The sequence below is a fragment of the Enterocloster lavalensis genome, from assembly GCF_046603895.1.
In the GTDB taxonomy this organism is placed as follows: domain Bacteria; phylum Bacillota; class Clostridia; order Lachnospirales; family Lachnospiraceae; genus Enterocloster; species Enterocloster lavalensis.
The window spans coordinates 5,175,475-5,188,797 of the sequence record NZ_CP176637.1; the positions used below are offsets into that span (position 1 = coordinate 5,175,475).

Consider the following 13,323-nt stretch of genomic DNA (forward strand, 5'->3'; position numbering starts at 1 on the left):
CGTAGGAGGCAGTTATGGACGCTTATATTGAACTGAACAATATTACAAAACGCTTTGGGCAGAATGTTATTCTGGAAAATATTTCCTTATCTGTGAAGAAGGGAGCCGCGGTCGGCCTTGTGGGGGCCAACGGGAGCGGAAAATCCGTACTATTCAAAATTCTCTGCGGGTTTGAACGCCCGGATTCGGGCCAGGTGCTGATTCGCGGAAAACAGCTGGGAAAGGGGCGGGATTTTCCCGAGCACGTGGGCGTATTTATCAACTCCCCGGGTTTTGTTGGAATCTACAGCGGTCTGCAGAACCTGAAATTTCTGGCCGCGATTCAGGGGAAGATCGGCGAACAAGAGATTCGGGAGGCCATGCTGAAAGTAGGGCTGGACCCTGAAAACAAAACGAAGGTAGACAATTACTCTCTCGGGATGAAACAAAAACTCGGCCTGGCACAGGCGATTATGGAGAACCAGGATATTCTCGTGCTGGATGAACCGTTTAACGCGCTGGACTATCAGACTTATGAGGAAATGAAGCAGATGCTGCTGGAACTGAAGGCGGAAGGAAAAACAATGTTTCTCACGTCCCACCATTACCAGGATATCGAGCTGCTGTGCGACCAGGTTTATCTGATTGAAAACCATAAAATTGCATTGGTATCGGGACATTTGACGTGACGGCCCATTGCATTCATAAAAGTACCGCAAGCGCTGGGCTTGCGGTACTTTTTACGTTCGATACAGGAATGCCGTAATATGTGGCCGGATTTTACCGGATCACTCCGATAAACACCAGCACCGATGCAAAGAGAATGGATGCGATGGACAGCACCATCAGCTGGATAAACAGCTTGTTTTTCGCCTCCTCGTTGTTCTCGCCCGCCAGGGTCATAGCGCCGCCGGTGGAGAAGGGGGAAACGCCTGCGAAATGGCCGCCGATCATGATCCCGGACACCAGAGCCGTCACGCTGACGCCCGTGGCCCCCGCGATATTGGGGATCATGGGGATCAGAGCCGGGCCCACCACGCCCAGGGTGCTGGAGAAGAAGCTCATGCAGCCCGCTACCAGCGCGATCACCAGCTTGGCTGCGGTGGCGCTTAAGTTGTCGCCGATCCAGGAGGAGAACATATCCACGGCTCCGGCCTGGGTGGCCACGGACACCAGCATTCCAACGCCGCAGACCAGTATAATGGTGGAAAATGGCACGAAGTTCAGCGCCTTCTTCTGGTCGCCCAGCTTTAACATCAGGGCGATCACCAGCAGCACCGTGGACACCAGGCTGGGCTCCAGGCCCTTGGAAACGGCTGCGATAAAGGCGGAATCCGGCATAAAGTTTTTGAGCAGCGGGAAAATGATCATCACGGCCAGGCCGATCACGATCAGGGCCAGGGTCTGGACCTGTTTTTTGGTAAACGGTTCGGGCCGCTTGATTTCCTTTGACACCTGGACGGTCCAGCCCTTAAAAATCAGGTAGATGATGGCGAAAATCAGCACCTGGGCCAGGATGTTGTTGAATGCGATCTTATTCAGGTCCGCAATCAGCGTTTCCCCTTCGTAACCCGCCGTCACCAGGCAGTTGCGCACCGTGGCGTAGCAGAGGCTGATGGGCGTGTAGCCGCCCGCCACGCCCGCACCCACCACGCAGATGGTGCCGATGATCTTGTTCATGCCGATCTTGTCGGCCGTGGCCATGACCAGAGGGGCCATGAAGGCGAACACGGTCACAGGGCCGGGGCCCAGGCCGGAGATGCCAAAGGAGATCAGCCAGAGCAGAATCGGGATGAACCAGGCCCTGTTCCGGCATAGGTAGATGGCATTTTCCGCGATCAGCATCAGCGTCCCGTTGGTCATGGCGATGCCGTAGAAGAAGGAGACCATCAGGATGAAGTAGAACAGGCTGGTGGGCCACATGGCGATCACCGCGCTGGACTTTAAGCCCAGCACAAAGCAGCCGAAAATATAGGCAAAGGCCATGGCGATGATTCCCACGTTGATCTTGCATTTGTAGCCGATGGCTACGGATATAAATATGGACAATATTATCAGATAGCTGGTCATCTCATATACCTCCCAATCCGGTAGAGCACACCCCCGTGCTGTTAATGGTTACGCCGCCCCTATTCCAGAAATGACTGTTCCAGGGCTCTGATCTCGTGTAAATGGATCATATTGTTGAAGGTGGGGAAATCCACCATCTGTTCCAGGGACGTCTCGCTGGTCTTATCCCGGGCCAGTCGTCCCAGGAATTCCTTCACCGCCTTGGTGGCGATGTAGAGGGCGGACACCGGGTAGATGGCGATACGGTAGCCGATCTCGAACAGCTCCTGGGCCGGAAGGAGCGGCGTTTTCCCGTGCTCCACCATGTTGGCCAACAGGGGAACGGAGAGGGTTTTGCCCACCGTGCGCATTTCCTCCACCGACCTGGGCGCTTCAAAGAAAATGATATCGGCCCCCGCCTTCTCGTAGGCCAGAGCCCGGTCCAGGGCGTCCTCAAAGCCGTTCACTGCCCGGGCGTCGGTGCGGGCCAGGATGCAGAAGTCCGGGTCCTTCCGGGCAGCAACCGCCGCTTTGATCTTCGCCACCATCTCCTCCTTGGAAATGACCTCCTTGCCCTCCATGTGGCCGCAGCGCTTGGGCGTCACCTGGTCCTCCAGCTGGATGGCCGCCACGCCCGCCTGCTCGTAGAGGGCCACCGTGCGCATCACGTTCATCAGCCCGCCGTAGCCGTTGTCCGCGTCCGCGATCACCGGGGTGTCCCCGGAGGCGTCCACGATGTTGCGCGCCATGTCCGCCATCTCAGCCAGGGTGATCAGGCCGATGTCCGGCTTGCCCAGCACGCTGGCCGACACCCCGTATCCGGTCATGTAGACCACCGGGAATCCGCTCTCCGCGATCAGCCGCGCCGTCCAGGCGTCATAAGCGCCGGGAGCGATCAATGTCTCATTGCCCTTTAAAAGCTCTCTCAATTTTCTTGCTGCTGTCATACGCACCCTCCTTGAATTGTGTTTGATACTGTTTTATAGAAGCAAATTCCGTGCCAAATGCGGAGGGGGCAAAAAAAGGGCATCCGAACCGGGTTTTACGCGATTCGGATGCCGTGTGTTTGAAATTTGTTTTGAAAATGTTTCGGGTGTGTTTCAAGTGTGAAATGTTTCTGGGGGAGGGAGGTGAACTGAGGGGCGCCTCAGGCCAGCCCCATTTCCTGCCGCACCTCAATAAAGCATTTCACGATGAAGTCGATATCTTCCCGGGTATGGCTGGCGCACACCTGGGTGCGGATGCGGGCTTTGCCCTTGGGAACCACCGGGAAGGAGAAGGCCACCACGTAGACGCCCTTTTCCATCATGCGCCGGGCGAATTCCCCGGCCAGCTTCTCGTCGTAGAGCATCACCGGAACGCAGGGGTGGGTGCCGGGGATGATATCGAAGCCGTTATCGGTCAGCTGTTTGCGGTAGTAGGCGGTGGTGTCCTCCAGCTGATCCCGCAGCGCCGTGCTCTCCTCCAGCATGTCGAACAGCTCCAGGCTGGCTCCCACAATGGCCGGGGCCAGGGTGTTGGAGAACAGATAGGGGCGGCTTCTCTGGCGGAGCAGGTCGATAATCTCCTTGCGCCCGGAGGTGTAGCCGCCGGAGGCCCCGCCAAGGGCCTTGCCCAGGGTGCCAGTGATGATGTCCACCCGGCCCTCCACGCCGTTGTACTCCGGGGTTCCGCGGCCGTGTTTGCCCACAAATCCCACCGCGTGGCTGTCGTCCACCATGACCAGAGCGTTGTACCGGTCGGCCAGGTCACAGACGCCCTTCAGATTGCAGATGATGCCGTCCATGGAGAACACGCCGTCGGTGGCGATGAGTTTGATTCTGGCCCCAAGCGCATCTGCATCCTTTAAACGGTTTTCCAGCTCCTCCATGTCGTTGTTTTTGTAGCGGAGCCGTTTGGCCTTGCACAGGCGCACGCCGTCGATGATGGAGGCGTGGTTCAGCTCGTCGCTGATCACCGCGTCCTCCGGGCCCAGAAGGGTCTCGAAGAGTCCGCCGTTGGCGTCAAAGCAGGAAGAGTAGAGGATGGTGTCGTCCGTTCCCAGAAAACGGGAAATTTTCTCCTCCAGCTGCTTGTGGATGTCCTGGGTTCCGCAGATGAACCGGACCGACGCCATGCCGTAGCCCCGCTCGTCGTAGGTTCTCTTGGCCGCCTCGATCAGCCTGGGGCTGTCTCCCAGGCCCAGGTAGTTGTTGGCGCACATGTTGATCACTTCCCGTCCGTCCTCCAGGCGCACCCTTGCGCCCTGGGCGGAGGCGATGGGGGCTTCCCCCTTGAACAGACCGGCTTCCTTTATCTCTTCCACAGTGCCGGCGAAAATACTTAATATGTCGTTTTTACGGGCCATAGCTGCATCTCCTTTTTTATGATTCAGATTCGTTGATATGGGACCAGTCCAGGATCACCTTGCCGGACTGGCCGGAAATCATGGCTTCAAATCCCTTTTCATAGTCGCGGATATCAAAATGGTGGGTGATGATCGGGGAAATGTCCAGTCCCGCCTCGATCATGGTGGTCATGGTGTACCAGGTGTCCCAGACCTTCCGCCCGTAGATTCCCTTGAGCGTCAGGCCGTTGAAAATAACCGTCTCCAGGTCCACCACGGTTTCCCGTCCCTGAAGTCCCAGAAGGGCCATCTTTCCGCCGTGCTTCATGTGGTGGATCATGTCGTGGAGCGCTTTCGGGCTTCCCGACATCTCCATTCCCACGTCAAATCCCTCGGTCATTCCGATGGACTTCATCACCTGGTCCAGCTTTTCCTCATTTAAATTGATGGTTCTGGTGGCGCCCAGCTTCCGGGCCAGCTCCAGGCGGTACTCGTTCATGTCCGTCACCACCACGTGGCGGGCCCCGCTGAACTTGGCGATGGCCGCGGCCATGATGCCGATGGGGCCAGCGCCGGAGATCAGCACATCCTCGCCCAGCACGTCGAAGGAGCGGGCCGTGTGGGTGGCGTTGCCGAAGGGATCAAAGATGGCGTAGAGCTCCTCCGGGATGTTGGGACGGCAGCTCCAGACGTTGGAGGAGGGGATCACCAGATATTCCGCAAAGGCGCCGTTGCGGTTCACCCCCACGCCCTTGGCGTCCCGGCAGTTCTCCTTGTGTCCTTCCAGGCAGTTGCGGCATTTCCCGCAGGTGATGTGTCCCTCGCCGGACACCAGGTCCCCCACGCTGTGTCCGTCCATCCCGGACCCCACCTCCACAATCTCGCCCACGTACTCGTGGCCCGCCGTAAGCCCGATGGGGATGGTGTGCCTTGCCCAGTCGTTCCACTGGTAGATATGTACGTCCGTGCCGCAGATGGCCGTCTTGTGAATCTTGATCTTCACGTCGTTGGGCCCCACCTCGGGAACCGGCACGCGCTCCATCCACAGCCCGGCTTCCGGTTTCTTCTTGGTCAATGCCCACATGGTCTGCTCCTGCATGATATAACCCCCTTGTCATATGATGTGAGTATGAAATTTGCCTTGTTTCCGGGTATCTTATGATTTCATTATAAGGGGAGGGAGGGCAAATAGCAAGGGAAAAATCCGTGATAGACGGACAAAAATTAATAAAATGTATTTGTATTACGCACACAAACGTGTGTCTTTTTGGGGAAAACATTTTGGCGGGATACCGGATGATGAGGGTGGTATGCCGCAAAGGATGGGAATATTTGGGGGCGGCGGCTTGCGGCGGGAGGGAATGTTTTTGGGACGGCGGCTTGCGGCGGGAGGTAATGTTTTGGGGGCGGCGGCTTACGGCAGGAAGGATTATTTCAGGTTCGCCAATATACCAAGAGCCTGCATTTTCCGCCAGAGCGTGGAGCGGCTGACTCCCAGAAGCCTGGCCGCCTGGGTGCGGCTTCCGCCGCACTGGCGCAGGGCGAGTAGAATCTCGTCCCGCTCCCTGCGCTGCCTGTCCGCCAGAATCCAGGAGGAGAGGGGGAGGGGAGAGGCGGGGGAGGGCGGAGCGGCGGGGCAAAAGCTGCCGCCCGTAATGCCGACCGCGCCATCAGTCGCTCCGGCCATGCCGCCAGTACCCCCGGTCGCGCCGCCAGTCGCCCCGGCCATGCCACCCGCCGCCCCGGCCACGCCGCCAGCCGCTTCGGCCATGCCGCCAGTCGCCCCGGCTATGCCGCCAGTCGCTCCGGCCATGCCGCCAGCGCCCCCGGCCATGCCGCCTGTATCCCCGGCCGCGCCGTCAGTCGCTCCGCTCATGCCGCCAGTCGCGCCGGCCGCGCCCCCTGCGCCCCCCGCCGCACTCCAGGCCCACCCCACATCCACCTCCTCATTCACAGACAACGCCTGCATTGCCAGCCGCTCCGCATCCATCCCATCCTTATACAGAACAGCCATCCGCTCCACCACGTTCCTCAGCTCCCGTATATTTCCCGGCCAGCGGTAGGCGCGCAGAAAGGGGATTCCTGCCAGCTCCAGCCGCTTTCCGTCCGGCAGGTCGGGCCGGAATTCTCTCAGGAAATGATTGATCAGCAGCGGGATATCCTCCCGCCGGTCCCGGAGCGCGGGCAGGTGGATCGCCAGCACGTTCAGCCGGTAGTACAGGTCCTCCCGGAACTTCCCCTCCTTCACCATCTGCCAGAGGTTCTTGTTGGTGGCCGCGATTACCCGGATATCCACCGGCACCACCTTTTCGCCGCCCAGACGGAATACCTCCCGCTGTTCCAAAGCCCGCAGGAACCGCAGCTGGATGTCCATGGAAATCTCCCCGATCTCATCCAGAAACAGGGTCCCTTCATGGGCCAGCTCGAACACTCCCTTTTTCCCGCCGCGTCTGGCGCCGGTGAAGGCCCCCTCCTCGTAGCCGAAGAGCTCGCTCTCCAGGATATTGGGCGGCACCGCCGCGCAGTTGATGGCCACAAAGGGCATACGGCTCCGGTCGCTCTCGTTGTGAAGGCTCTGGGCGAACAGCTCCTTGCCCGTACCCGTTTCCCCGGAGATCAGGATGGTGGCGTCGCTCTTGGCATATTCCCTGCCGATGTGTACGATATCCTGAAACGCCGCGCAGGCCCCCTGCATATCCTCAAACCGGGTGCCTGCCACAAAACCTCTGGTGTACAGCTTCCGCCGGATCTTCCCCTCCGCCTCGGACACCTCCTCAATACTCTGGAAGGTGGCCAAAGCCCCGATCAGCCGTCCCTGGCTGAAAATGGGGCAGCGGTTGGTGAGAATCTTCACGTTCCCCACATCCTGAATCTTGTTGTACTCCTCCCGCTGCCGCTCGATCACCACGTTCAAACGCGTATTGGGCAGCACGTCCTGGACCGGGCGTCCCATCACGTCCCCGCGGTCGATCTTCAAAATCTTCTCCGCGCTGGTGTTGAACTCATTGACGATTCCCTGCTCATCGGTGACGATCACGCCTTCATGAATCGTTTGCAGGATGCTGGCCAGCTTGTGGGCCTTTTTTGCGTCCTGCCGCTTGGCGAGCGCCACCTGAACCGCGGTGTCCACCGCCGTTTTCACGCCGTCCACGGACCAGATGTAATGCCCCCTCATCCCCTTGAGCGCCGCCCGCTCCAGCACAAAAGCCGTGCCGATCACGTCCTCGATGCCCTGGTTGTACAGATCGGCGAGCACCTGGTCGATCTCGCTGGACTGGTGGTAGACCCGCTCCGTCACCTCCACGTTCAGCAGCTCCTTCACCGAGGACACAAAGGGAACCCGCTCGCCGAAGGTGATCAGCCCGGTGCTATTTCCGTACTGCGCCGCCTTTTTGAGGGCCAGGAGAAAATCGAAGCCCGTCACTTTGACCTTCACAAAAGGCGTTTCCTGCACGTACTTCTCCAGAAAGCGCCCATTTCCGCCGCTTCCCACAAACACATCCACCGAGTGGTCCTTTTCCAGCCTCCGCACCTCGTCCTTTAAGTCCTCGAACAGGGCGTTCAGTATGACAAACTCCACCTCCTCCGAATAAAACGGCTTGATCTGATGAATAAACTGCTCAAAGGTGCCGTAGCTGGCAATGGCAATCCGTACCCCCATAGTTTCTACCTCCAACCGGTCTGTTTCACAAGTGTGTCAAATGATTCATTTCCGAAGCATATCAGAACCATTGTACTACAGAAGGATGTGAAATATCTATGCGCCGCCCGGAAAATCAGGTGGTTTTCCGAAAATGTGGCTGAATGGGCGCAAAAACAGACCGCCTCAGAATCGTCTGAAGCGGCCTGTTTTCCAAAGTAATCGAAACCGGTTCTAAAAACCGGCAGGAGTTACTTCGATATCGCGGATAATGACATAATCCGGATTGTCCAACAGAAATCCGGCAATCCGGGCGATGTCCCCGGGTTTTAGCATCCGGGCCATTTCCTTCTCTGACGGAGGCGTCGTTTTGTGGGACCAGATGGTGGTTGCGACCGGGCCGGGGCTGATGGAGGTGATGCGGATTCCGCTGCCGCGGCATTCTGCGGCCAGGGTTTCCGTCAGGGCCAGCGCCGCATATTTTGAAGCGGAATATGGGCCGCCTCGCGCGGCGGCGGCGTGGGAGGCCGTGGAGAGTATGTTGATAATGTACCCGGACTGCCGCTCCTTCATGGCCTTTAATACGCTCCGGGTCATATAAAACAGGCCGTCCACATTGGTATCCATGATCCGTTTGTACTCCTCAGTGGAGACGTTCTCAAAGGAACAGGGAGCGTGCATGCTGCAGCCCGCGGAATTGATGAGAACGTCGATTCCCCCCAGCAAGCGGCAAGCCTGTTCCACCGCTGCCGCCGCCTGTTCCGGGCTGGCAGCGTCCGCGGGTACGGTATAGACCGGCCAGGAGGCTCCGGCGGAAACAGAGAGCGCCGCCGCCTCCAATTTTTCCGGGCTGCGGGACATCAGGCAGATGTCGTAACCCTTTTCATAAAGCAGTTGTGCGCAGGCAAGGCCGATGCCCTGGCTGCCGCCCGTTATGAGCGCCGATTTACGCCTGCTCATGCAGCAGCTCCTTGGCGTAACGACGCATATAATTGACATATTCCGGCAGGGCCAGCTCCGCCTCCTGAATCTCCGGGTGCCAGTGCTTCTCCCACTCGAAGCAGAGGTAACCCTCATAACCGCAGTCCTTTAAAAGCGACAGCGCTTCCCGGATGGGCACGGTACCCTGGCCGGGAAGGACAATATCAAACCCTTCTTTGGAATACCCGGAGGAGTCCTTGACATGGACGTGCCGCAGATAGGGCAGCAGGTTCCGGCAGGTGGTCTCCATGGGTTCGCCAAACCGGTAGGGGTGGAGAATATCCCAGATCACGCCGGCCTGGTTGCCGACCGCCTCCAACAGCGGAAGCAGGGAGGTGGAGGTGCTGAAATCATCGTGGGTCTCAAACAGCAGCGTTACGCCGTAGGAAGCCGCTGTCTTTACGGCCTGCCGGTAACCGTCTATATCCCGCTCCAGCGCCGCTTCATAGGTGCTTCCGGGGGGAATGGGGCCTCCGAATACCCGCAGATAGGGACAATTCAGTCCCTGGGCAATGACGCAGAATTTCTCCAGCAGCTCCAGCTGTCTGCTGCGCCATCCGGGTTCGTCCTTGGCAAAGGAGATGCTGGTCCCGACCACGACCACCTCAAGCCCCGCAGACTGGAACCTGCGGCGGGTTTCGGGCAGGGCTTCCGGCGAAAAATCGTTCAGGTCCCACAGATCAATGGTGGACTGGACCGTCCGCAGCTCCACACCCTGAAAACCATATTTCAGGGCGAATTGAATAATCTCGTCGACGGTACAGGACGGGCAGGACAGTGAACTGAATGCTAATTTCATAGGCTATACCTCAAAGAGCGACACCCGGTCAATGAACTCCAGGGCGATTCCATCAGGGTCTTTGATATTGCACACATAACCGTTCTGTGTGGCCAAAAGGCGAGGCTGGGTGGTGACCTCCACACCCTGGGCGGCCAGCTTTTCCGCCAGCGCCTTTGTGTCCTTGACGCGGAAAGCGATGTGTCCCATGAGCGGGCCCTCGTGGGGCGTTTCGTTGTGCAGCAGCTCCAGGATATTTTTACCGGTGTTCATGTAGACCATATCAAACTTCCGGTCCTCAAAGTGGTAGTTTTGGAGCATTTCCATCTCCATGTCCTTGGTGTAGAAGTCGATGCCCGCCTGCAGATCATTGGCGTAGATGGAGGCGTGGTCGATCTCGATCACATCGGTGGACGGCTCCCAGGACGGCTCGGAGAAAGATTCAAGCCGTTCAATCAGTTCCACATTGGCCCCGTTGGGGTCCTTCAAAAAGGCGATCTTACCGCCGCCTGAGCCGGCTTTTTTGGGCGGAACGTGGAAATGCCAACCCTTTTCTTCCAATATGCGGGCAGCTTCCTCGATATGATCCACAGTGTAAGCGATGTGGGCGATTCCGTACTCGGTGCTTTCCGACGGGGACAGTGGGCTGAGAAATTCGATCATCTGGGTACCGATCTGCACATACGCTGCGATCGTGTGGGAGGCGGGAATATAGAGTCCCCTTACAAACTTAGCCCCCAGGTGTTCGGAATAGAATGCGAGGGTTTTCTGGAGATCCCTGACATTGACTCCGATGTGGTTAAATTCTTTTACCATAGTGTTTTCTCCTGTGCTTTATATTTTTATAAGCGCGCTGCTTATAAATGCAAAGTGATAAATAATATATATTTTCAATACAATTTCAACAAATAAGAAAATGGCTGGTATCGATGAAAAATAAAAATATGCATAAAACATATTGACAAGATCGAAAAAATCTGTATATAATAAACACATCAGATTAATATTAACGTTAATACAATGCTTACACCTGAATTATAATCATTTTCCCAATGCTTTGTCAATATTTATTTTATTTTTGTTGAAAATAGCAAAGAAAGGAGTTAACAAATGATAAAATCGCTGTTATAATAGTATTATCGATAATACAAACAGTGATGGGGGAATGATCGTATGTATGAGGTAACACTGAAGGATATTGCTGAAAAAGTGGGATGTTCGATTAATACAGTATCCCTTGCGTTGAAGGACAGCCCGCGGATCAGCGAGGCAACCAGAAGGAGGGTCAAGGAGGTTGCCAGCGATTTAAACTATGCATCAAACAATATGGCCAGGGCATTGGTTCTCAAAAAGACGGGAACCATCGGCTTGATCCTCAGAAATATTTCAAGCCTGCTGCTCACCACAGAGGCCCGCTATATTGAACAGTATTTGGAACAAAACGGATATACAATGTACGTGATTGCCAGTCACGACGACTTAAAGATGGAGGAGAAGGCGATCAACCTTATGCTCTCCAACAAGGTAGACGGCTTGATTGTAAATACACAGTTTACAGACAATCTTTCCAGGCTTGAGAAGCTGAGAAACCAGGGGTTCCCGGTGGTGCTTCTGTCGGGATTTGACAGGATGCCCCGGCTGGATGCAGTATACCCCAATCTGATCAAAGGAGCGTACCTTTCCACGAAACATCTGATCCAGATGGGACATCGGAGCGTGATCTATGTATCCAGCGCCCAGGATGAGTCCGGGATGGCGGATCCGAAGTATGTGGGCTATGAGAGGGCGCTGCGGGAGGCGGGAATCACGCCGGGGCCGGATATGGCGTGCTGGCTGGGCTCCACGGATTTTCATCTGGTCAGAGACGAGGCGCTGGGAGATTTGTTGAGAAAAGGAAAGTCAGAGCAGGCATTTTTTATAACGCAGGATGAGCTGGCCATACCGATCATCCGGTTTCTCTATAAAAATGGAATCATGGTGCCAAAGGATTTGTCTGTTACCAGCATCGACAACATCCGCTTTGCGGACAGCGCCATGGTCCCGCTGACGACGGTGGGGTTTGACCTCCGCTATATTTCTCATCACGCCATCGATATTTTGCTTGAGCAGATCAGGGGAGAACGCCCTCAGGACCAGTTTGAGGATGTTGCGGCTGAGCCGGAATTTTATATCCGTGAATCTTGTGGATACTATGATATTTAAGATGAATGGAGGATGGTTATGAGGTTAGCGAACGGTAGAATGACAAGAACCGCAGGCGCTGTTCTGGCGGGAGTGATGGCACTGAGTCTGGCAGGCTGCGGAGGAAGCGCGCCGGTACAGGAAAGCTCTGCCCCGAAGCAGGAGACGCAGGCGCAGACCGAGGCTCAGGCTGCCGCGGGGGAGCCCGAGGAACTGACGATCTGGATGGGAAGCTGGTGGGAGGATCAGATCCCCAAGATTGTAGAAGCCTATAAAGCGGTGGAGCCCAATGTAAATCTGACAATCGAAGCCCTTCCGGTCAACGGATACGTGGACAAAGCGGTCACCACCATACTGGGCGGCGGCGGACCCGATATCCTGGCGGTGGACGTGACGCAGATGGGAACCCTTGTGGACAAAAACCTGCTGCAGCCCTGGGACGATCAGATAAAAGACATGGATTTGTCGGATTTTGCGGCGGTCATTGAGGGCGGGAAGTTTGACGGCGTCTATTACGGACTTCCCTACCGTACCAGCAGCTCGATCATGTACTACAATAAAACGATGTTCGACGAGGCGGGAGTTCCCTACCCCGAGGCGGGCTGGACCTACGACGACATGCTGGAAATTGCAAAAAAACTGACCATTCCCGGCGAGCAGTACGGCGTGGGAATCGGAGCCAGCAATGCGGATCCGTCCAACGTATTCCTCACGCTGTCCCCGGTGATCTGGTCTTACGGGGGAGACTATTTGAACGAGGATCAGACGGAGTGCACGCTCAACACGCCGGAGGCCATTGAGGGAATCCGCTACTGGACCGGCCTTTACACCACCGAGAAGGTGGCTCCTGAGGGCGCGGTCAACTATACCATGACAAAGGATATCATGCCGCTGTTCATTGAGAATAAAGTAGCTCTGATGATGGGCGGAGATCAGAACGCCGTGGAGTTTGACACCAATTACCCGGACCTGAATTATGGATACTGCGTACCGCCCAAGGCTCCGTCCGGCTCCGGCGGATGGCTGTTCACCGTGCCGGTAACTGCTAAAAATTCTCCCGGCGCATATAAGTTTGCCAAATGGTTCCTGCAGCCCGAGGTGCTGGGTGAGCTGACGGTCCGCATACCGGCCAGAATGGAGGCCACCAACTACGGAATCTGGAACGATCCGCTGTACCAGACCATTCTGGAGAGCGCCATGGTCGGACGTCTGAGCCCCACCATCCCGCAGTGGACCGATATGCAGAAGATCATTATTGTGGAGCTTCAGAATATCATGCAGGGAGCCAAGACCGTGGAACAGGGCTGTGAGGATATGGCCCAGCAGTGTAATGATCTTTTGAAATAGTATGACGGACGCCCTGCACTAACACTGCAGGGCGTAAATGCA

General features: G+C 56.6%; 11 protein-coding genes. 3 read left to right on the top strand and 8 right to left on the bottom strand.

Going from position 1 to position 13,323, the window contains the following annotated elements; translation table 11 throughout:
• The first annotated feature begins 14 nt into the window (after positions 1 to 14).
• Complete coding sequence (locus tag ACK2JC_RS23260) at positions 15 to 668, top strand: ABC transporter ATP-binding protein (RefSeq protein WP_320938150.1); 654 nt, start codon at positions 15 to 17, stop codon at positions 666 to 668.
• Between the two features lie 91 nt (positions 669 to 759).
• Here ACK2JC_RS23260 and ACK2JC_RS23265 read toward each other — a convergent pair whose 3' ends face one another.
• The 8 genes from ACK2JC_RS23265 to ACK2JC_RS23300 form a co-directional block, all read right to left on the bottom strand.
• Positions 760 to 2,049, bottom strand: coding sequence for an SLC13 family permease (locus ACK2JC_RS23265; RefSeq protein WP_092365482.1), 1,290 nt, complete (start codon positions 2,047 to 2,049; stop codon positions 760 to 762).
• Positions 2,050 to 2,108: 59 nt separating this feature from the next.
• Positions 2,109 to 2,975, bottom strand: a complete 867-nt coding sequence (locus tag ACK2JC_RS23270; RefSeq protein ID WP_092365479.1) for an oxaloacetate decarboxylase — start codon at positions 2,973 to 2,975, stop codon at positions 2,109 to 2,111.
• A 200-nt stretch (positions 2,976 to 3,175) separates the two neighbouring features.
• Positions 3,176 to 4,375 (bottom strand): glycine C-acetyltransferase, encoded by a 1,200-nt coding sequence (locus tag ACK2JC_RS23275; protein WP_320938151.1) that lies wholly within the window; start codon positions 4,373 to 4,375, stop codon positions 3,176 to 3,178.
• A gap of 16 nt (positions 4,376 to 4,391) precedes the next feature.
• Positions 4,392 to 5,453, bottom strand: coding sequence for an L-threonine 3-dehydrogenase (gene tdh, locus ACK2JC_RS23280; RefSeq protein ID WP_368272178.1), 1,062 nt, complete (start codon positions 5,451 to 5,453; stop codon positions 4,392 to 4,394).
• Positions 5,454 to 5,783: 330 nt separating this feature from the next.
• The gene (locus tag ACK2JC_RS23285) at positions 5,784 to 8,015 is read right to left on the bottom strand and encodes a sigma 54-interacting transcriptional regulator (protein ID WP_368272179.1); all 2,232 of its coding nucleotides are present in this window, start codon (positions 8,013 to 8,015) and stop codon (positions 5,784 to 5,786) included.
• Between the two features lie 213 nt (positions 8,016 to 8,228).
• Positions 8,229 to 8,954: an SDR family oxidoreductase gene (locus ACK2JC_RS23290; protein WP_368272180.1), complete on the bottom strand. Its 726-nt coding sequence runs from the start codon at positions 8,952 to 8,954 to the stop codon at positions 8,229 to 8,231.
• The gene (locus tag ACK2JC_RS23295) at positions 8,941 to 9,774 is read right to left on the bottom strand and encodes a sugar phosphate isomerase/epimerase family protein (RefSeq protein WP_092365464.1); all 834 of its coding nucleotides are present in this window, start codon (positions 9,772 to 9,774) and stop codon (positions 8,941 to 8,943) included. The genes ACK2JC_RS23290 and ACK2JC_RS23295 overlap by 14 nt, the downstream gene beginning before the upstream one ends.
• A gap of 3 nt (positions 9,775 to 9,777) precedes the next feature.
• Positions 9,778 to 10,569, bottom strand: coding sequence for a VOC family protein (locus ACK2JC_RS23300; protein ID WP_368272181.1), 792 nt, complete (start codon positions 10,567 to 10,569; stop codon positions 9,778 to 9,780).
• 357 nt (positions 10,570 to 10,926) lie between these two features.
• Between ACK2JC_RS23300 and ACK2JC_RS23305 the strand changes: the two genes are divergently transcribed.
• Both ACK2JC_RS23305 and ACK2JC_RS23310 read left to right on the top strand, forming a co-directional pair.
• Complete coding sequence (locus ACK2JC_RS23305; protein ID WP_368272182.1) at positions 10,927 to 11,955, top strand: LacI family DNA-binding transcriptional regulator; 1,029 nt, start codon at positions 10,927 to 10,929, stop codon at positions 11,953 to 11,955.
• Between the two features lie 18 nt (positions 11,956 to 11,973).
• Positions 11,974 to 13,281 (top strand): ABC transporter substrate-binding protein, encoded by a 1,308-nt coding sequence (locus ACK2JC_RS23310; RefSeq protein WP_166445618.1) that lies wholly within the window; start codon positions 11,974 to 11,976, stop codon positions 13,279 to 13,281.
• Positions 13,282 to 13,323 lie beyond the last annotated feature (42 nt).

Excerpts from the sequence above, each read along its gene's own strand:
- ACK2JC_RS23260 (WP_320938150.1), top strand. The coding sequence starts at position 15 with ATGGACGCTTATATTGAACTGAACAATATTACAAAACGCTTTGGGCAG.
- ACK2JC_RS23265 (WP_092365482.1), bottom strand. The coding sequence starts at position 2,049 with ATGACCAGCTATCTGATAATATTGTCCATATTTATATCCGTAGCCATC.
- ACK2JC_RS23270 (WP_092365479.1), bottom strand. The coding sequence starts at position 2,975 with ATGACAGCAGCAAGAAAATTGAGAGAGCTTTTAAAGGGCAATGAGACA.
- ACK2JC_RS23275 (WP_320938151.1), bottom strand. The coding sequence starts at position 4,375 with ATGGCCCGTAAAAACGACATATTAAGTATTTTCGCCGGCACTGTGGAA.
- tdh (WP_368272178.1), bottom strand. The coding sequence starts at position 5,453 with ATGCAGGAGCAGACCATGTGGGCATTGACCAAGAAGAAACCGGAAGCC.
- ACK2JC_RS23285 (WP_368272179.1), bottom strand. The coding sequence starts at position 8,015 with ATGGGGGTACGGATTGCCATTGCCAGCTACGGCACCTTTGAGCAGTTT.
- ACK2JC_RS23290 (WP_368272180.1), bottom strand. The coding sequence starts at position 8,954 with ATGAGCAGGCGTAAATCGGCGCTCATAACGGGCGGCAGCCAGGGCATC.
- ACK2JC_RS23295 (WP_092365464.1), bottom strand. The coding sequence starts at position 9,774 with ATGAAATTAGCATTCAGTTCACTGTCCTGCCCGTCCTGTACCGTCGAC.
- ACK2JC_RS23300 (WP_368272181.1), bottom strand. The coding sequence starts at position 10,569 with ATGGTAAAAGAATTTAACCACATCGGAGTCAATGTCAGGGATCTCCAG.
- ACK2JC_RS23305 (WP_368272182.1), top strand. The coding sequence starts at position 10,927 with ATGTATGAGGTAACACTGAAGGATATTGCTGAAAAAGTGGGATGTTCG.
- ACK2JC_RS23310 (WP_166445618.1), top strand. The coding sequence starts at position 11,974 with ATGAGGTTAGCGAACGGTAGAATGACAAGAACCGCAGGCGCTGTTCTG.